The 19,908-nt window shown below is 46.9% G+C and carries 13 protein-coding genes; all 13 read left to right on the top strand.

All coding sequences use genetic code 11. The features are described 5' to 3' along the window. The first annotated feature begins 155 nt into the window (after positions 1-155). Complete coding sequence (locus tag KQI79_RS25705) at positions 156-335, top strand: hypothetical protein (RefSeq protein ID WP_036712133.1); 180 nt, start codon at positions 156-158, stop codon at positions 333-335. Next, positions 328-912 (top strand): ATPase, encoded by a 585-nt coding sequence (locus tag KQI79_RS25700; RefSeq protein WP_483311414.1) that lies wholly within the window; start codon positions 328-330, stop codon positions 910-912. The genes KQI79_RS25705 and KQI79_RS25700 overlap by 8 nt, the downstream gene beginning before the upstream one ends. A 365-nt stretch (positions 913-1,277) precedes the next feature. After that, the gene (locus tag KQI79_RS25695) at positions 1,278-2,345 is read left to right on the top strand and encodes a restriction endonuclease-related protein (RefSeq protein WP_197186982.1); all 1,068 of its coding nucleotides are present in this window, start codon (positions 1,278-1,280) and stop codon (positions 2,343-2,345) included. Beyond that, positions 2,342-5,431, top strand: a complete 3,090-nt coding sequence (locus KQI79_RS25690; RefSeq protein WP_216541196.1) for a pPIWI_RE_Z domain-containing protein — start codon at positions 2,342-2,344, stop codon at positions 5,429-5,431. The genes KQI79_RS25695 and KQI79_RS25690 overlap by 4 nt, the downstream gene beginning before the upstream one ends. Beyond that, positions 5,415-7,880: a pPIWI_RE module domain-containing protein gene (locus KQI79_RS25685; protein WP_216541195.1), complete on the top strand. Its 2,466-nt coding sequence runs from the start codon at positions 5,415-5,417 to the stop codon at positions 7,878-7,880. The genes KQI79_RS25690 and KQI79_RS25685 overlap by 17 nt, the downstream gene beginning before the upstream one ends. A 15-nt stretch (positions 7,881-7,895) precedes the next feature. After that, positions 7,896-8,852: a 3'-5' exoribonuclease YhaM family protein gene (locus KQI79_RS25680; protein WP_216541194.1), complete on the top strand. Its 957-nt coding sequence runs from the start codon at positions 7,896-7,898 to the stop codon at positions 8,850-8,852. Positions 8,853-8,944: 92 nt separating this feature from the next. Beyond that, entirely contained in the window at positions 8,945-10,066 is a 1,122-nt protein-coding gene (locus KQI79_RS25675; protein WP_216541193.1) for a Fic family protein, read from the top strand. 127 nt (positions 10,067-10,193) lie between these two features. Next, positions 10,194-10,571, top strand: coding sequence for an HIRAN domain-containing protein (locus KQI79_RS25670; protein ID WP_197186978.1), 378 nt, complete (start codon positions 10,194-10,196; stop codon positions 10,569-10,571). A gap of 54 nt (positions 10,572-10,625) precedes the next feature. Further along, positions 10,626-11,579, top strand: a complete 954-nt coding sequence (locus tag KQI79_RS25665; RefSeq protein ID WP_216541192.1) for a helix-turn-helix transcriptional regulator — start codon at positions 10,626-10,628, stop codon at positions 11,577-11,579. A gap of 182 nt (positions 11,580-11,761) precedes the next feature. Beyond that, positions 11,762-14,584, top strand: a complete 2,823-nt coding sequence (locus tag KQI79_RS25660) for a PD-(D/E)XK nuclease family protein (RefSeq protein ID WP_216541191.1) — start codon at positions 11,762-11,764, stop codon at positions 14,582-14,584. Further along, complete coding sequence (locus KQI79_RS25655) at positions 14,529-17,936, top strand: UvrD-helicase domain-containing protein (protein ID WP_301287983.1); 3,408 nt, start codon at positions 14,529-14,531, stop codon at positions 17,934-17,936. The genes KQI79_RS25660 and KQI79_RS25655 overlap by 56 nt, the downstream gene beginning before the upstream one ends. A 33-nt stretch (positions 17,937-17,969) precedes the next feature. Continuing rightward, positions 17,970-19,424 (top strand): type I restriction-modification system subunit M, encoded by a 1,455-nt coding sequence (locus KQI79_RS25650; protein WP_216541189.1) that lies wholly within the window; start codon positions 17,970-17,972, stop codon positions 19,422-19,424. Further along, the gene (locus KQI79_RS25645; RefSeq protein ID WP_216541188.1) at positions 19,421-19,825 is read left to right on the top strand and encodes a restriction endonuclease subunit S; all 405 of its coding nucleotides are present in this window, start codon (positions 19,421-19,423) and stop codon (positions 19,823-19,825) included. The genes KQI79_RS25650 and KQI79_RS25645 overlap by 4 nt, the downstream gene beginning before the upstream one ends. Positions 19,826-19,908: the final 83 nt, after the last annotated feature.

Genomic DNA, 19,908 nt, shown 5'->3' with positions numbered 1-19,908 from the left:
GTAGACTTCACCTAAAAGGTGCTCCTCTCTTTGGGTGTAGTGTTCTCGACAAACACCATTCTACCAAAGATTTGGGCACTTTTTTATGTTTTCAATGAACGGTACTTTCGAAATTTAGGATAATGTCTAAATGGAGACGGATTCGGTGGTGATCAATGATGGATCGTGTTCAAGATTTGCAAAAACTGATCAAACTTACGGGCGAGCGCGCGAAACTGGATGCAAAAGCGAACGGGACTTACATTGTCTATCAAACGGAAAAAGGCCAGATTGTCAAAGAATATTCAAACGGTGTGATCGAGCCAATCGACAATCCTGGGGTTCATCATGAATGAGTACTCCACAGTGATGGTTGTATTCGCCGGCAATAACGGCAGCGGCAAAAGCACCATTCGCAATTTGATAGTGGACAGGCTTGGTATCAGTGTCAATATAGATCCCGACGCTTTAGCTCGCGGCATTGATTCTGACCATCCGGATCGCCGCAAAGTATCCGCGGGCAAAGAAGCGATTAAGCTTGCGAGAGAATGTATTCAGCATAAACGAGATTTTTCGTTAGAAACGACTTTGGCCGGCGGTAATGCGATAAGACTGATACGGGAAGCCAAGGCGAACGGCTTTGAAGTGACGATGTTTTATGTGGGTCTAAATGATGTTCGGCTCAATATCGAACGTGTTGCCGCCAGAGTTCGAAACGGCGGACATCATATACCGACTGAAGACATCATTCGGAGACAAACCACATCCATGCAAAATCTGCTAACTCATATCCATCTCATTGATCATTTGATTGTGATTGATAATAGCGAAGTTTCCGGTAAAATCGTTATGCAAGCTGAACATAGTATTTTAAAATATCAGGCCGAATCTCTTCCAAAATGGGTGCATAAGATCAAGGATCAGTTACATTGATTATGGAGAATCATATGAAGTTTGAAATTAGCAAATCTATGGAAAACAAAATTAATAATTGGGATAAATGTGAACCCAAAGATGTAACGGGAGCAAAGTTTGCGTACATATTTATACCAACAAGTCTAGGATTGGTTATCAAGGTCCAGTGTGATGTTTGTAAAAGGGAATTACTACTAACCGAAGATGATTAAATCTTGAATTTTACATTTCTCCCAATGTGAATAAGGAATTCTACGCGACCGGATTAGATCTGGTCGTTTTTTTTGTGCAGAACATATATTCGCTGACAAAGTGTTGTCATGACTTAACTATAAAATAAAAATATACTAGGTGATTCTTAATCCATTACCGGTGGTGTTGAAATGCAAATTGATAAGAATGATGTGAGGGATTGTTTGTTAAACTTAATCGCAGGTTTGTCACAGTGGGGAGAAGACTTCAGCGAGCCGCCGGCTCTATTGCGTCAAGGACATATGCAGTTTGTTCGACTCCTGATGTTGGAGGGAAAAAAAGCTCCAATTGATTTGCATTCACTTATTCAATTGTTGCAAAAACCGGCAGAAGAATGGGGAATTGTAGTAGCCGGTATCTATCCGGAGGAAGCGCCGCTCTTGATTCCGGATCTGGGCTTGTCACCAGACGCACGTGAATTTAAAATCATGTACGATTCGCCTGAAGAAGCTCAGACACAAGAAATAGTAGAGATATTGCGCTACTGCCGAGGGACAATGCCGATGCTAGAGGAGAAGTACCGAAAACTTCGAGAGTTCCTTATTACCAATCCGGTTGTATCTGCTTACCGTTTAATGGAGTTTGGGCTGGAGCTTAAGGATACAGAACTGATGAAAAAGCTTAGTCGCTGTTATGAAGAAATTTCGGACGATGTAGAACGATATCGCAAATGTCCACGATGCGGATGGACGCTGGAATTTCGTAACGATCACTGGCAATGCGGGGCAGAAGATCTTTGTGGGAAACTGGCCAGTCGCGGAGAGCTTAAGAAATGGGAAATCCATGAGCCCATGCATCGATTGCGTTATGGAATTTATCGGTACACGATGTTGCCAGGGTTGGCTGAACTTACAGCTAAAGATTGGCTAACGAAGAAAGGTTACAAAGTTGAACTCTTTCCGCAAGTAGACCGGTTTGATTTAGCCGTCGAATTGGATACGCATATCGTCTATCTGGATATGAAGGATTTTAAGCACCCCCTACACCTGGCTAACTTCTTCAATAAAATGCAACCCCACCAACTAGAGAAATATCGAGACCCACATGTATATATTGTCATTCCGCAATACCGAACGAAAATATACCCCGGTTACTCGAAGCTTGTTAAACAAGCACTTATGGCTCATGCGAGTCATCTGAAAGTCATAAATGAGCGGGATGTGCAGAAGCATCTGGCTGGGGAGGCAACGGAGAGATGAGAGTATCGTATTGGACCTATTTTGAGCAGTTCCTTCCGCGTCTCTTGCCATCTGGATTGCCGCGGCAAAACATTGAAACCATTTATACTGTGGAATTGTTCGTTACAGGATGTTTGATGGTTGATTCTTCTATGCATATCAGCGAAGGTTATACGATTTTATCAGGTTACGACTCACCTATTCTTCCCAAGCCTGCTCGGAAGGAGATTGCACACCGTTTAAGAGTTTTATATAGTGCTTTGCGCTCAAGGATGACATGGGACAACTTATTCGAACGATATGAAGAAGTTTCGGTTGAATATAGATTATATGAAAACGACGGTAGGCATTGGAGACTCCGGACTCCTGCCTTGTTCGCCGATCGCAGGAAATGGTACGAGCAATTATTTGAACAAGCTGTTGCCCATCAGTCTAAAGATATACACTTTGCTACATCGGGCAAGTTCCACTATTACAAATATAATCAGGAACAAGAGTCCATTCGTTATGTCGGAGAAATCCCACCGCCGTTGGTTAATACGTCAACATTTCCGAGATATAGACCGAAGGGGAGATTTACACTTCATCTTGGAGACGAGCATACCTATCAGACAGAGGGGATGCGAGAAGCTTCGGCAGCCTTGGAATGGAAGGAACGGGCCGGAATTGGACTTAAACTAAAATCATTGACAAACCCCAGTATCCGACAGTTTGAGTATAAGGGCTTACAGCATATCGTAGGGGGACTGGGGTCGGGAAAATCCACATTTATGGTGTTGGAAACGGATCGATTAGTCCGAGCAGGAGCTCGTGTCGGATTCATTGAGAGCAGTGTCCCTCAAGTATTAAATCGAGTTAAGGAACTTCGTTTATTGGGAATTAACGCTGTTCCTGTAATTGGAAGAACGGGTCGCCGTAAACATCAGAAAGATTATATATCCGCCCGTCGCCATCAGATTCGGGATGTAACGGATTGGGGGCAGGATTCTTATCTGGAACTCCGACATGTATCCGATTTTTGCATCATCCATGCCCTTGCCAATGACCATGAAAATACGACAGATTATCCATGTCGTCAGTTAATACAGCAGGAGAAAAAGTGCGTATGCCCCTATGCAGCCAGTTGCGGAATCTATCGCGATTTCGCAGCCCTGATCCATGCGGAAGTATGGGTTACAACCTCAGCAAGCATATTGAAAACAAAACTACCTGTTATGCTGGACCCTTATGAGAGAACAGTCTATGAAGCGATGTATGACTTGTTAGACATCATTTTCGTTGATGAAGCCGATGCGGTTCAGAAGCAATTCGACGATTCCTTCGTCTCCGAGATTGCATTGTTTGGTAACTCTCAGCATCTCTTTGAGAAGACCCTGTTAGAATCATTTCGAAAAACGATAGGTTATTATGGTAAGTATGCACATGACGAGGTTGTACAAGACTGGATGGATGTTCTGAATCGCCTTGAAAGCACCATCCGCCGCGGTGTATATCGTACATTGAATTTATCGCCTGAATTCGCTCAGTTTTTGTACCGGAAGCTATTACGGCTCTCTACCGAAGCTTATCGCATCAGTGGCGCTTTCGCCAAGGACGAACAGAATCGGGAGAGAATTGAACAGGAATTACGCAACTATGCGGATCATCCGCTGGACCACCCTATCTATGCAGATGTAACGAAAATGCTGCAAGCTCGAACGAAGAAGGAGCGGGAACAAGCTCTAACTACCATTCTCCATAAGTTGGGCGGTGAGACAAACCCTGTTGGAAGATTGAAATTCCCGGTTCATTCGTTGGAATTATATTTATGTCTGGCACTTATCGATCATGATATACAAGTGTTCATGGATCTTTATCCGCTAGTTCAAGCCAAATTAGGAAAATTATCTGAATTCGAGGGACTCTACACGATTCAACGTGAGTTTTCAGCAATTATGAAAGATGCGATGACAGGACGTATGACGGGGTATCTGTATGAAGTAAAACCTGGGAATGACACAGGTACATTCAAAGCCGTTCAGTATTCAGGTGTCGGTCGACTTCTCCTTGAAGACTGGCAATCGATCTACGCTGGAATAGATGGATATGAAGGTCCTGCGGTTGTTCTGCTTTCAGGTACAAGTCTGGCTCCAGGATCAGCCCATTATCATATTGCATCGTTGCCTGGATGGCTGTTGGAATCCAATCTGGGTGTTCCAGTCATTCACCAGGAATATTATCCGATCTATGAGCACGGGAAGGAAACCCCTATCCAAATATCCGGTGAGATTGAGGATAGGAGAGAACGAAATCTACGTGCGCTAACCGCCAAGTTAATGTCCAAGATTGAACAAGAATTGCTGGAGTGGCGTTACTCGGGTGCAAATCGTAAAGTGCTGTTGATTGTCAACTCTTATGAAGACGTTGCTGATGTCGGAGCCGTATTTGCATCACATTCTTCTTGGAAAAATAGATACCGCCAGTTAACGAGGGACCCGGATCATTTTCATGAAGCCGAGTTTTCAAGAGCAGAATTAGAGCGGTTTGCTAACGAAAACGCTGATGTGCTGATCGCCCCGTTACTTGCGATAAGTCGCGGTTATAACATTCTGGATGATACGAAAGGTTCATTATTCGGATCTGTGTTTTTTATGATACGGCCATATCCGATACCGCAGGACATGACCTATCTCATCCAACTTTTGCATGCCAAACTGCCTGACTTCATTGAACGTGCCGATTTTGAAGGCAAGCTTTATAGGCAGGCACTGGACCTCATTCGCAGCGAAAGTAATAGCTTGCTCCACCGGATGTACCGTAAACCAGACTATTGGTCCGTATTAAATCCTGCGGAGAGAAAGACCATAGCCTGGTATACGTTTATCCCAGTCTGGCAAACGATTGGAAGGCTTCTTCGCAAAGGCACACCGGCGAGAGTGTTCTACTGTGATGGTAAATTTCTAGCTCAGCCCATGCGCACGGATGTTGGGGAATCGATGTTGGATTACTGGCTGAAGATCATGGTGGATCATGAATCAAATCCAGCATTTCGCAGTTTATATGGACCATTTATAGACAGTATGAAAGTCATGATGGAAAGGAATGAGGCCCATGAGTCGGACTGGTAAATTGCTGCAGCTGTATGCTTTCGAGAGCGACCAAAATGCTTGGAATAATAAGCAGATCTATCTACTGGATATACCAACGGTTTGGAGAGAATTTATTCGTCAATTTTATAATGGCGTTAAGCTGCCCTTTGCGATTAAGCCATTAGGTAAAAAACTGCAAAGTATATTTCCACAGATCGTCTCGGTCAATAACCAATTTTATCTGGATGAAAACCGTCCGTGGCTCATTGCAACGCAGCCAGTCCCGGTTGGAATGATCCTATTACTGGCTAAGGGATGGATGAACCAAATAGCAACGAGGCAAGGCGTAGCTGCACCGGATGATTTGGATACGAGTACAATGGACTGGCGAAGCGAGGCGGTAGATTCCATTTTGCATCGTGATTCAAGGTTAAAATATGAATTGCTTCCTGCTCTAGTTGCACATCAATTTTGCTTGAGTCCGAAACAACTACTGCTTGATAACCGGGATGAGCCTGTTGAGCTTATGTTCTCGCAGGTATATGCCACGCAAAAGGCAGAGTGCATGTCTGAGCCCATAACCACTAGATCTGGTACTTTTTCTTATGTCGTCCGATTTCGGTTACAATATAGGGCCGGTGAGCCGGAACGACTATTATTGATGGTTTCGGCTGGAATAAGACGGTTTATTACGAAACCACAGGAGACCAAATATCTGAAAGGCGGCATTAATAGCACGTTATTGGTTTCCATGGACAATCCTCTGATCAAAGATCAGGGAATGGGATTACGTTCGTACGCGAGTTTATCTTTTCGCAGAGAAGGTGGAACTGAGCCTTATACACGTTGGTCTGAAGGGCTCGACGAATTGTTTTGTGATGTCTTATGGGGCAATCCGTTATCGACTGAGGATATCTTAACAAATCCAGTCAAGTATCACTCAGATCGTTCCCCTAAGATATGGGTCGTTCATAATAACAGAGTCTTTAACCCCCTATATGTTGAAGCGGGAATCAGCATTCAGGAGAAAATGAGATTTTACGAGATGGTACGGGAGAATGTATCCGACTGGAGATCGCTTACGCCGTTGCCACTTGTGCCGAAGCCTAAGCTAGAAGGGACAAGGAGGCGAGTGAGAGAACCGATCCCACCCGTATACTGCGGTCATGATAAAGATTTTGTTCTTGAAGTGTGGGGACCGGACTCTCTTTATCAATGTGTCGTCGAAGCATTGAAGGCTAAAAAATATAAAGGAAAGTTGCTGGCTGAACATGTTGACGGAGAAGTTTTTAGGTTGAACTCTTCCTCTCGAAACCGCATCATTGTGGTCAAGTGTGACAGGAAGGACTATGTAGATGGCTTGGATCGCGGAGCACTTAAGGACCTGGCGGATGAACATCGAACCAACAAAATCCTCCGAAGCATCGAACATGTTAAAGGGAATCAAGCCATAACTTGCTCATTGATTGAAATATTGCCTAAAGACGACTGGAAGAAGCTTGGCGAAGGAATAGATCCCAAGCAAGCCGTACGCAAAGGGTTTCAATTAACGGGGAGGATCACTCAATTCGTCTATCCCGAAAACGGGGCAAAGAAGTCTAAACGTAAGAAAGATAAACCGGAGTCAAGCTATATTCACAAAGTCTTCAACTGTATTTTGGATTTATTGGGGGATGCGGGAGTTATCGATTACAAGGCACATATGGATGTAAATGAACAACGCCCAATCATAGCCTATGATCTGGTTTCAGGTGATAAAGGAACTTATGCGATTCTTACGAAATTGGAAGACGGTGTATTAATGGTAAAAAGCCGGGGCAGTGAGGAATGGTTGAGTTTATCAGAAGCTGTGTTGAAAACAGATCAATTTGATCCGCTTCCCAAAGCCCCGGATGCGCTAAAGAAAGAGGTCGCTCGCTGGTTCGGTGAGCAGTTAAGAATGGAACGAATGAGTGGCAAGGAGCCGATCGTATTAGTTGAAGCGGAGCTTCGATATAAAGGGTTGGACGGCATTCAAAACAACAAAATTGGCCGTGGTAAGATTCCTGACTTACCTGGATGGATACAGAACGATCAGGGGATGACCGTTATTCGTGTTAATTCCAATGATGACGTTCCAGCCTATGGTTTTCGCCCCATGTCATTCTCTATAGGTGTCTATTCTGATAACGAGTCCGGACTGTATTACGGTGTAGGAACCAAACCCAAGACCCAGAGGAACATTGCCAAATCTATGACCAAGTACGATAACCCTGAAACGGCATTTCAGCAACCCCGAGTTGTGGAATATATGCCATTAGGTCCGATGGATAGGCAAGACCGAGAGCGCTTAGCTTGGATGGTGCATCGCTTACGTGAAGTGTGCGTCACCTTTGAATCGACTACGGCACAACCTTATCCCTTGAAAATGACGGGTACGTTAAAGAAATACTTACAATTCAAGGAATATGAGATTACCGAGGCAGAGGCAGAGTTTTTGGAGTTGTAATTGGGGGTGAACAGAATGACATTGATTAAAGATCTGAGTACGAATGATGAATTCGTCGGCTTCTATTTGCTGAAAGAGCTGGAGCTGAAGCAGACCAACACATCCCCGGCAAAGGATTACTTCGATTTGGTGCTGTGTGATGCCAGCGGCCAGCTTCCTGCCAAGTATTGGGATGTGAAGGAAACGGAAAAAGACGACTTTACTCCGATGACGCTTGTCAAGGTTCAGGGAATCGTTCAATTGTATCGGGAAAAGCCGCAGGTTAAGATCACCCGGATTCGCAATGTAAGCAATGAAGACGGTGTGTCTCTAACCGATTTTATTCGGGCGGCTCCAATTGAATCTGCGGAATTATTAGAGGTCATATACAGAGTAATCGAGAGTATTTCGGACCCGGTCATTCGTGATATTATAAGCTTTTGCGTCGATAAGGTGAGTGAGAAACTGGCTCATTATCCGGCAGCCAAAATGCACCATCATGCATACTTTGCCGGACTGGCTTATCATATCGTTCGTATGCTGGAAATTGGTGAGTTCCTATGCAAGCAGCGGCCATTTCTGAATGCAGACATGATCAAAGCCGGGATTATCCTGCACGATATTGCAAAGCCAGAGGAGATGATCGCTCAGCTTGGGGTCGTGACAGATTATAGCACTCAGGGAAAGTTGATCGGTCATATTGCAATGGCAGCTGGTTGGATCACAGAAGCTGCATTGCGGCTGGAACTTCCGCTTGATTCGGAACAAGTAATCGGATTGCAGCACCTTATTCTCTCTCACCATAACCTCGGAGAATGGGGGAGCCCGGTACAGCCGCAAACGGCAGAAGCGGTAGCATTGCACTATATTGACGCACTGGATGCCAAACTCCAGATGGCGGAGGACGCACTAAGCGCCACTTCGGACAAGGAGTTGTGGACACAGCCGGTCCGAGGGCTGGAGAATAAAGCGTTGTACAGGATGTCATTGTAGAAATTAAAATATACGAAGAAAATGCAATGAAACAAAAATACTTTGCGGCAAAATAGCGGCAATGGTACAATGTTATTGAGGAAGGTGATGTTATGTTTACACCCAAATATTCAATAACGGACACCATAGCCCGCAGACTAATGGATATACAACGAGCCAGTGTTGTGGTGGATTTGCTTCCATTGCCCGCATCTATTCTGGATATGCTTAAGAAAGAATCGATGGAAAAGACGGTCATTCTTTCAACGAAAATTGAAGGAAACACGCTTGACGAGGCGACGAAGCGAAAAGTCTTGTACCAAACCAGCAATGACAATGAAGAGCAGGAAGTTTATAACTTAATGAAAGCTTTGGAATACCTGGATGAAGCCGAAAAAAGACAGCTCCCGGTCACAGAGGAATTTATTAAAAAGCTGCATGCCATTATCCGAATATCGCACGGACGAAGACCGCGTGTTAGCGAGTATCGCGAAGAACAGAATCAAGTAGGCAGCCGCAATGCCTCCGGTTTTTATTTGCCGCCGGAATGGAAAGATGTCCCGATATTAATGGAGGATTTGGTTGCCTGGGTGAACTCGCCGGAAACCTATTCGGTTCCGGTTCCTATCAAGGCTGGCATATTCATGTGGCAGTTCCTAACGATTCATCCGTATTTGGACGGGAATGGCCGAACGGCTCGGATGATCACGACATATCTTTTACGACGCGGCGGATATGGCTTAAAGGGGTTATTTGTACTCGAGAATTTCTATGACCGCAACTTGGCTGAATATTATCGCCGACTCCAGTTGGGTCTCCATCACAATTATTATTTTGGGCGGAATGAAGCTGATTTGACGCCTTGGCTGGAATTCTTTATCGATGGTTTGGCGGAGGTTTTTCAAGAAGCCGCTGCCATCGTAACGGAGAAATCTGCTCAAATGACGAAAATCGAACCGGATCTAATTCGCAAGTTAGATCCCCAGCAAAGAATGGTGTTTGCTCAATTAACCTTTAAACAAGATACCCTAACGACAAGCGAAATGAGGGACCTGCTGCGTTTGTCGGACCGTTCAATAAGGGAAAAGGTAAGTCATTGGAGAGAAGAAGGATTCATTGAGCCGCGCGATCAAGACGCCAAAAGAGTTCGTTCGGTCAAATTATCCGCGGAATACGAGAAGTTGGCACAAGACATTCGGAATGCGCCGGATCAGTTTGCCCATTTTCTAAAATGAATGCAGCACTGCGATCTCAAGTTGAGATGCCGCAGTGCTTTTTTTGTGCGCAGAACATATATTCGCTGACAATCTATGGTCGTTGCGATCCGTCATAATGAAGGAAAGACATGCGGGAGTGAGTACAGTGGATCAACCGATCTATATCGCCGTCACAGGCACGCAGCATTACTACGGAGCAGCATTTCTAAAGCCGGGTCAGGTCGTTCACTTGATCAAAGACCCGGATAATCCGCATGACCATGAAGCGATAAAGGTGGATATGATCCCATTGGGCAAAATCGGTTATGTCGCCAACAGTCCGCATACCGTACCGAAAGGATGCCGCAGCGCCGGCCGGATTTATGATATGTTTGAGCATCATGTTTGCGGCATGGTGCGATTTGTCGTTAAGGATACGGCAATTGTTGAACTTACGCCGGGTCTAGAGGAAGTGTACATCATCAAAACGACAGAGAACGTTTCGTTTTCTCCTTATAGGCAGGAAGAACCAGGTAAAGCGTAGAATCCCAATGATGATAAGGATTTACATTCTATATGCCACGATAGGAGATATAGCATGACGGATAAAGTGATTCGGCTCTTTAAAATACTTCTCGCCATTCAATCCAATCCGGGGATTTCGGCCAAGGAGCTGGCGGACAAATGCGAGACAACGGATCGTACGATTTATAGGGACATGCGGATTTTGGACTTGATCGCACCGATTACAAACGAGGGTTACGGAAAAGGGTACCGTTTTGTCGGTAATTTCGCCATGTACCCGCTGAATTTCACGGAGCAGGAAGCGTTGGTGTTCTCTGTCCTGCCCTCCGTGTTGGACACCAGCAAATTGCCTCCAGGCTTTGAATCCGCCTACGACAAGGTGATGGCTACCCATGTGAAAGAAACCCGGAAGCGGTACGATACACTGGAAAATGTCGCAGACATGATCCAAATGGGCACCCCGGCTTATCGGGAGAACAGTGCCAACTTCTTGCTGTCCATCATGGAAGCGATTATCGCCAGTAAGACGATCAGGGCTGTTTACCATACCCAGAGCCGGAATGAATTGACGGAGCGCCAAATTGATCCGTACTATTTGGTCCCGCGGGATCAACGGTTTTACTTGATCGGCTATTGTCATTCCAAGCAGGACATTCGCACGTTTCGTATAAGCCGTTTCCGCCATGTAGAGTTGACAAGTAATCGATTCGACAAGGGTGATTTTAACATTGCTCAGTATATGAAGCATACCTGGTCGATTGAACGCGGGGATTCTTTAATCACTTTTAAGATTAAATTCCATCCGGATGTCGCCCGCTATGTGAAGGAAGAAGAATTGTTCGTGAGATCGAAGATGACCGATCTGCCGGACGGCAGCTTATTATTCGAGGTCACCGTCAACCACGAGCGGGAGTTTATGAATTGGGTGGTTCAGTACGGACCTTCAGCGGAGATTTTAGAGCCTGCATCTGTCCGGGAAAAGTTTAAGGAACAGCTACAGCGTTGGGGACAGTTGTATGGGCAGTAAGTTGCTGTTGTTGAAAGATAGACGAAAGGAAGGTATCCCTTTTGAAAATAGTAGGCACGTTTCTAGAACGTTTATATGATGCAATCCGTAGAGAGCCATTTCGCCGCAAAATTGTTATTGCTCCTTCCTACATCGAAGGACAGTCCTGGTTGATGCGAATATGCCGGGAATTAGGGCCGGTTATGAATGTGGAGGTCCAAACGGTTCAATCCTTTGTAAGAAGTCAGGTTCAGTTCTCCCTGTATCAACAAGGGCTGACTTTAATCGGGGAACAGCGGTCCTTTTGGATTATCCATCATGTCATGGAACAAATGGCTTCCAAGCCGGATTCCTACATCGCGGTGGATCAAGTAAAGCCTGGTATTGCCATGCATGTTCACCAAGCCATTATGGATCTGCGCCGTGCCGGAGTGAGTGCGGGGGAGCTTCGAGACGACCACTTTATGAGCCAGCAAAAAGGCAGCTATGTCAGAAAGGTGTTGTCAGCGTATGAGCGCTTTCTGAATCAGCGGAGCTGGATCGATTTCCCCGGCCTTTTGTCGCATATACCAACCCAATTGCCGGAAAACGTGGAGCTTATTCTGCCAGACCCTATGCCGCTTTCACCGGTTTCCGCTCGAATGCTGGAGCGGTTGTCAAACGGACGGATGACGAGGATTATAGCGGTTTCTTCCTTCACTGACGTCCAATCCACAATGCCGTTCGGAAAGGTTCAGTTCTATCATGCGACCGGAAGGCTGGCGGAGGTTCGCGAAGCATTGAGACGCATTATTCAGGGCCGGATGCCATTGGATGAAGTGGAGATGATCGTACCGGATGAAGAATATGCGTTGGTTATTTCGACCATGTGTGCTTCTTTCGGTATTCCCTGTTCCTATGCAGACGGGCTGCCTGTGATTACATCCGGAATGGGAAGAGCCGCACATTTTCTGCTGAACTGGTTGGAGTCCGGTTATCAGGTGCGGCAGCTCGTATTGATGCTGCAGCAGCAATTGATCACGTTCTCCGATCGTGACCAAGGAATAACGAATGCGGATTGTATTCGAGCCCTGGAGAAAAGCGGAATCGGCTGGGGGAAAGAACGGTATATCAAGTTGCTGGGGTCGGGGCATGTTCGGTTCCAAGGGGATGCAGATGAAAGACCCGAAGAACGGGAGCGGACGGAACAACAACAGCGGGATGACGACATCAAGAAGCATCTGACAAACCTCCTGGGAGAATTGTTTCCAGACGAAGCGGCGCTCTCCTCTCCTAAGGGAATCTGGGGATGGCTCGTTAACATCTTGGATAGATTTGGTGTATGCGGAACGGAAGAGGATGCGATCGTCCTGCAAGAAATGAAAGGTATCGCTAAAGAACTGCAGGAATGTCCTGTTCCGGACTCGATGCCGTTTCAGCAAATGTTCTTGTATGCCCGAGACATGCTGCAGGAACTTCGAGTCGGGGTGCAACGGTTACCCAAGCCCGGATTCCTGTACATATCGAGTTTGTCGAACGGGGGGATCAGCGGGAGAAAACATACGTTTCTTCTCGGGATGGATGAACAGTCGTGGTCCGGGAATATCAGGCAAAATCCCATGCTTCTCGATGAAGAGTGCAGACGGATCGGTGCCGGGCTTCATACAGCCGTGCAGAGACAAAGAGATCGGCAACGCCTTCGTGATGGTCGGCTTGGGATGATAAGCGGCAATATCACATTTAGCTTCTCGTCGTATGACTTGGCAGAAGGAGCGACAGCAAGCCCGGCTTTTCAACTTCTACAGGTATTCCGAAAAGTATCCGGAGAAACGAATGCGGACTATGAGATGTTGCACCGAAGCTTAGGCGAACCTGTCGGGTATTTGGATGTAGAGCAGCCATCCTCTACTGAGCTAAATGGACTGCCATTGGACGGCTCTCATTATGTCTTCCGACAAATCCATGCGAATGTAAACCTTATGAGGGACCGGCAATCCTTCATCGAATCGGTCTATCCGTCGCTTCGTCAAGGCAGACTTGCACTCGAGGCGCGTGGCAGCTCGCAAGTGACGGAGCATGACGGATATATAGCGGGGGATGAATGGACTGATTATTGGAAAGACCGGGACGAACGGACGCTTAGCGCAAGTCAATTGGAGAAGTACGCGGAATGTCCGATGCGGTACTTTTTCCAATATGTGCTCAGGATTCGCGTGAAAGATCAGGTGACTTTTGACCGTACCTCCTGGCTGAAGCCGAATGAAAGAGGCTCGCTGCTGCACGAGGTTTATCGTCGTTATATGACGGAAGTCAACGCAAGTAAAGTCATGCCTATTACACACGATCATGCCCGTTTGCTTCGTATTGCGGAGGAGACGATTCTCTTGTATGCCGAGCGGATTCCGGCACCGAGCCCTCATGTGTTTGAGAGGGAACGGCAAGCGATGCTCCGGGATGTGGACGTGTTCTATCGCATGGAATTGCAGGCTAAGACGGCTCCCCGGTTTTTCGAACAAGAGCTCATCGTGGACGGCCAGCCGTTGCACCTTGAGCTTGGCGAGGACATGGCGATTACGCTGCGCGGGATCGTCGACCGGATCGATCAAGTTGCGCCGCATCAATATCGGATTATCGACTATAAGACCGGCAGTCCTCGGCCTTACAAGGAAAATGGCATGTTCGCAGGCGGTACGCAGCTGCAACACGCGCTTTACGCAATGGGGACGGAGCTATGGATGCGGCAAACGGGTGTGGATTCTGATGCAAAAGTGCTTGAAGCGTCTTACGTCTTTCCAAGCGAACGGGGGCACGGGCAAGTGATTGCACGCCCGCAAACCGAACGGAATCGAGTCACCGCGGTGATCCGGGGAATCCTTTTGTCGATGGAACAGGGATTGTTTATTCCCGCTTCAAATCCTGCGGTCTGCCGATATTGCGACTATGCGGCTGTATGCGGAGAGCACGCAGAGATGATGGCCCATAAGCGAAAGGATGAAGCAAATTCGGAACTGTTGCACACGCTGCTGGAGGTGGAGAACATTGAATGAACCATCCGATCAACAAGCTAGAAAGAGGATATTGGAGGAGATGAACACGACCTTTCTGGTAGAAGCCGGTGCAGGCTCGGGAAAGACAACCAGCTTGGTCGGCAGATTGCTGGCACTCATCGAGTCCGGAACGGCGAAGATGGAGCATATTGCGGCGATCACCTTTACGAATAAAGCGGCGGATGAGATGAAGGAGCGTTTCCGCATTGCTTTAGAGCGGAAAACGGCTGATATTGAAGGCGAAACTAGAGAACGAATGGAAGAAGCTTTGGCCAATCTAGACCAAATCTTTATTGGAACGATCCATGCGTTCTGTTCCTCCATGCTTCGCGAGCGACCGATTGAGGCCGGATTGGACCCTTCTTTCGAAGAAATGGATGATGAAATGAATCGTGCGTTCCACGATCAATGCTGGGATGAATATCTGATTCAGCTGCAGGAGGAAGATAGTGAAGCACTTGCCTCCTTTACCGAGGTGGGAATCGACGTCAGCATCCTGAAGAATGTCTATGATCGGGTATCTATTTTTACGGATCTCCAAATCCCTTGCGAACCGGTTCATCGTCCTGATTTCAACCTCATCCGACTCTCCTTGCTTCCCATGATTGAAGAAGCCAACAGGTTTCTACCGACAGCTGAACCGGAAAAAGGGTGGGATAATCTTCAGGCAAAACTGCGTACTGCTAATCGTATGCTGCGGTTGTCGGATGAGCAGGACGATATGTTGATGCTAACGCTTGCGAAGATGTTTGACTTCAAACTGGATGTGAAGCAGTACAAATGGACGGATAAGAAGCAAGCCAAAGCCATCTCCGAACGATTTCACGATTGGCAGATCACGGTCCTGTACCCCTTTCTTCAATCGTGGCGGGAATATCTGTATCCCAATGTCATTCAATTTGTCCTGCCTGCATTGGAGTATTGCAGAGAACGGCGATTGCAGGCAGGGAAGCTGAACTTTCAGGATCTGCTGATGTATGCCTGCCGTCTTCTGCGTGATTACCCGGAGGTTCGAGCGTTTTTCGCCGGCCGATATCAACGGCTTTTGGTCGACGAGTTTCAGGACACCGATCCGGTCCAAGCGGAAATGATGTTTCTCTTAACCGGAGCTGACGATGACCTGAATGAACGGAATTGGCGGAAGCTTACGCCAAAGCCCGGCTCCTTGTTCGTCGTGGGAGACCCGAAACAGTCCATCTATCGTTTCCGCCGCGCGGATATTTCCATCTATAACGAGGTGAAATCGCGGATTCAAGCATGTGGAGATGTGCTTCACTTGACCAGCAATTTCCGGTCCGTCGATGCGATCGGCGCTTTTGTGAACGGGCAATTTGTCGGCAAGCTTCCCGTCCGGGAAACCGATGTTCAAGCGGCGTATGTCCGGATGGAAACGAATATACCGAATCCAAAGGGGAATAAGCGCGCGGGTCACGGGGTTTATGCACTCACTTACCCGAAAATTCCCGGAGGCAAGGATGAAGTAGCGGCGGTTGACGCACAGCGTATTGCCGCATACATCGCGTGGGCTTGCCGCGACGGAAATTTGCTTATTCAGGAGCGGGATGGCGCATCCTGGGTGTTCAGAGAGGCACGGCCCAATGATTTTCTTATATTGACAAGGACAAGGCATTATTTGCATCTCTACGCAGAAGAATTGGAGAAGCGGGGCGTTGCTGCGGAAACTGTAGGAAGCTCCGCTCTATACCCCGAGCTTCATACGCTGGGACAATTGGCCCTCTACCTGGCCGATCCGTCCGATCAAGTGGCGATGCTGAGCGTATTGCGCGGACCTCTATTCGGCATTAGCGACAAGGAGCTGATGGAGTATCGTGCTCAAGGGAATGCATGGTCCATCTATCGGCTGCCAGAGGAGTCAAAAGAACAGGAAAGTCGAGTTGTTGCTGTATGCCGTAAATTGCGGGAATATGCCAGCTGGGTGAAAGAATTGCCTGCATGGACAGCTTTGTACCGTATTATGGAGGATACCGGTCTCTTGCTTTATTCCACGGTGCTAGAAGCAGGGGCAAATCGGTCGGGAACACTGCTTAAGATGTTGGAGCGATTGCAGCGTGACGCCATGCTCGCATCGGATTGGCATGAACTGGCGCATGCGATTTCGGCCATTCGGGAGAGCCAAGGTATGGAAACCGCCAGTCTCTACACAGGCAAAGGGCAAGCGGTACGGATCATGAACGTGCATAAGGCAAAAGGGCTTGAAGCGCCTATCGTGTTTCTCGCTTGTCCTTGCGGGGAGAAGGATCATGACGCTGACCAGTTTGTTGATCGCTCGGAGTCCGAGGCTCAGGGCTATTTCTTGATCCAGCAATCGAAAGGGTTTCAGAAAGAAACGATTGCCCAGCCGGTCGGCTGGGAAGCGATGAGCGTGCGGGAACGAGCATTCATGCATGCGGAGCGGGATCGGCTTCTTTACGTCGCGGCGACGCGGGCCAAGCAAATGCTAGTTGTCAGTCTCTACCCCGAGCAGCCGGCGAAGTGCCCGTGGAGTTCACTCATGGATGGGATGGAGCTAATCCGGGAGTTGGATGTTCCGGAATCGGATGTTCAAACAGATGAGTATGATCGGGAACTTGACGGAGATATTGTAATTGGGACAACTTCATCTGGTTTATCCGGGTCCGAAGCCTCATCCATTGATCTAGGTGCTTACTTGGATCTGAGAGATCAAGTATTTCAGCAGCTTCGCCGACCGACTTATGCCGAAGCAACTGTTACTGGGCTGACGAAGAGCGTTGGCGACACACCGGAATGGTCAGCCACGGGAAGAGGCCAATCCTTCGGCAGTGTGATCCACAAGGGACTTGAAGCAGTTGGAAAAGGTCTTCCGATGAGCGAATTGCCTGTATACGTTCAATACCTCTGCCAGACCGAAGGAGTATCAGAGAAGGACGCGGGGGATGCTCTGTCAACACTCCGGGAAGTACTCGAAAGCGAACTCTGGCAGCGCAGTATTCAAGCGAAGCAGCGATTGTTTGAAATCCCGATTATGATGGTTCAGAGCAATGGGGAGACAATGTCTTATCCCGCAACCGAGCAAACGATGTCGGAAACAGCTGCCGCGGCATTGAAATATCAGACTGATAACGGTGGCCATATCTTGGTGAAGGGTGTAATAGATTTCGCTTTCGAAGAGGAAGATGGCTGGGTGATCGTTGACTTCAAAACGGATCAATTGGATGAGAGCAAATTGGAGCAGTTTGTTCGGTTTTATGCGCCGCAAGTGCAGGCTTATGCTAAGGCCTGGTCTGAGACGTTCGGTTATCGGATGAATGAAGCTGGATTGTATTTTGTTAGTTTGCGGAAACATGTCATATTAGGACAGTCCGTAGTATAATTAGACAAGAATCTACATGCAGAGGGGATCGTTATGATTACAGGTGAGTTAAGGCAAAAAGTAGACCGGATTTGGGAGACATTTTGGACCGGCGGAATCACCAATCCATTAAGTGTGATCGAACAATTTACATATTTATTGTTCATTAAAGGGCTGGACGAAGCGGAAACGCGCAAAGAGAATGAATCCTTGCTGCTGTCGTTGCCTTTTACCGGATTATTTCCAAGTGACAAGCAGCACTTGCGCTGGAGTCAATTTAAATCGTTTGATCCTCAGCGGATGTATGATGTTGTCTCGAACGAAGTATTTCCTTTCATCAAGACACTTCATGGAGATAAGGATTCAGCCTATGCCAAATACATGGGTGATGCCATCTTTATGATCCCGACTCCGAATATGCTTGTACGCATTGTCGAAGGCATCGATACGATTGACATGAAGGATAGGGATACCAACGGGGATTTGTATGAATATCTGCTATCCAAAGTAGCTACGGCTGGAACGAACGGGCAGTTCCGTACTCCGAGACACATTATCGAAATGATGGTCGCTTTGATGAAACCGACGCCTGAAGATATCATATGTGACCCGGCTGCAGGTTCGGCGGGTTTTCTAGTTGCCGCAGGTGAATATTTGCGGAAACATCATGCAGATCTATTCCTGGTTCAGGGCTTGAAGGAGCACTTCAACAATCATATGTTCTACGGTTTCGATATGGACCGTACGATGTTACGCATCGGGGCCATGAATATGCTGCTTCATGGAGTGGATAACCCGAATATCGAATATCGCGATTCCTTGAATGAAATCAATACAGACAAAGACAAATATACGTTAATCCTAGCCAATCCGCCGTTTAAAGGATCGCTTGATGCAGATTCAGTAGCAGCAGATCTGCTGCGTGTGACTCGCACGAAGAAAACGGAGCTATTGTTCCTTGCCCTGTTCCTGCGGATGCTCAAGGTGGGCGGGCGCTGCGCCTCCATCGTACCAGATGGTGTTCTATTCGGTAACAGCAAAGCCCATAAAGACATTCGTAAGGAAATCGTTGAGAATCACAAGCTGGAAGCGATTATTTCGATGCCAAGCGGAGTATTCAAGCCGTATGCTGGGGTATCGACAGCCATTATAATCTTCACCAAGACAGGTGCAGGCGGAACGGATCACGTTTGGTTCTATGACATGAAGGCGGATGGTTACTCGCTAGATGATAAGCGGAATCCGATTGAGGCGAATGATATCCCCGATATTGTTGGTCGTTTTGGTAATTGGGATGCAGAGAAAGAGCGTAAACGCACTGAGAAGTCTTTTCTGGTTCCGGTTGATGAGATTCGGAACAATGCCTATGACCTCAGCATTAATCGCTATAAGGAAACAGAGTATGAGGAAATTCAGTACGAGGACCCGAAGGTCATACTCGCTTCGATCAAGCAACTCGAGAAGGAAATAGTTGAAGGTCTTGAGGAACTGGAGGAGTTGTTGGGGTGAAGGAATATCTGATAATCGATCTTCTGGAAAGTGTAATAAGTGGTGAATGGGGTAATGAACCTAATGGTGAGCAAGATGTCTTTGTTCTGCGGACAACAAATTTCTCAAATAATGGAAAGATAGATTTTAGCAAGGAAGTTGTTAAACGAAATATCGATGAAAAAAAAGTAGACGCTAAAAAGTTAAATTATGGTGATATTATTATTGAGAAATCAGGCGGAAGTATTGATCAACCTGTTGGCAGAGTTGTTTTTTACGATCTTCGTGACGATACTACTGCTTATCTTTGTAACAACTTCACATCGGTGTTGCGTCCAAATACCAAACTTGTAAATCCAAAATTTCTTTTCTATTTTTTATTTTATCCTAAATTTCGAAAGTACCGTTCATTGAAAACATAAAAAAGTGCCCAAATCTTTGGTAGAATGGTGTTTGTCGAGAACACTACACCCAAAGAGAGGAGCACCTTTTAGGTGAAGTCTAC

Source organism: Paenibacillus sp. MSJ-34, from assembly GCF_018918005.1.
GTDB lineage: Bacteria > Bacillota > Bacilli > Paenibacillales > Paenibacillaceae > MSJ-34.
Note: the sequence above shows the minus strand (reverse complement) of the source record. Positions and strands in the feature narration are given on the sequence as shown.

Excerpts from the sequence above, each read along its gene's own strand:
- KQI79_RS25680 (WP_216541194.1), top strand. The coding sequence starts at position 7,896 with ATGACATTGATTAAAGATCTGAGTACGAATGATGAATTCGTCGGCTTC.
- KQI79_RS25705 (WP_036712133.1), top strand. The coding sequence starts at position 156 with ATGATGGATCGTGTTCAAGATTTGCAAAAACTGATCAAACTTACGGGC.
- KQI79_RS25690 (WP_216541196.1), top strand. The coding sequence starts at position 2,342 with ATGAGAGTATCGTATTGGACCTATTTTGAGCAGTTCCTTCCGCGTCTC.
- KQI79_RS25675 (WP_216541193.1), top strand. The coding sequence starts at position 8,945 with ATGTTTACACCCAAATATTCAATAACGGACACCATAGCCCGCAGACTA.
- KQI79_RS25650 (WP_216541189.1), top strand. The coding sequence starts at position 17,970 with ATGATTACAGGTGAGTTAAGGCAAAAAGTAGACCGGATTTGGGAGACA.
- KQI79_RS25685 (WP_216541195.1), top strand. The coding sequence starts at position 5,415 with ATGAGTCGGACTGGTAAATTGCTGCAGCTGTATGCTTTCGAGAGCGAC.
- KQI79_RS25665 (WP_216541192.1), top strand. The coding sequence starts at position 10,626 with ATGACGGATAAAGTGATTCGGCTCTTTAAAATACTTCTCGCCATTCAA.
- KQI79_RS25655 (WP_301287983.1), top strand. The coding sequence starts at position 14,529 with ATGAAGCAAATTCGGAACTGTTGCACACGCTGCTGGAGGTGGAGAACA.
- KQI79_RS25700 (WP_483311414.1), top strand. The coding sequence starts at position 328 with ATGAATGAGTACTCCACAGTGATGGTTGTATTCGCCGGCAATAACGGC.
- KQI79_RS25660 (WP_216541191.1), top strand. The coding sequence starts at position 11,762 with ATGAATGTGGAGGTCCAAACGGTTCAATCCTTTGTAAGAAGTCAGGTT.
- KQI79_RS25695 (WP_197186982.1), top strand. The coding sequence starts at position 1,278 with ATGCAAATTGATAAGAATGATGTGAGGGATTGTTTGTTAAACTTAATC.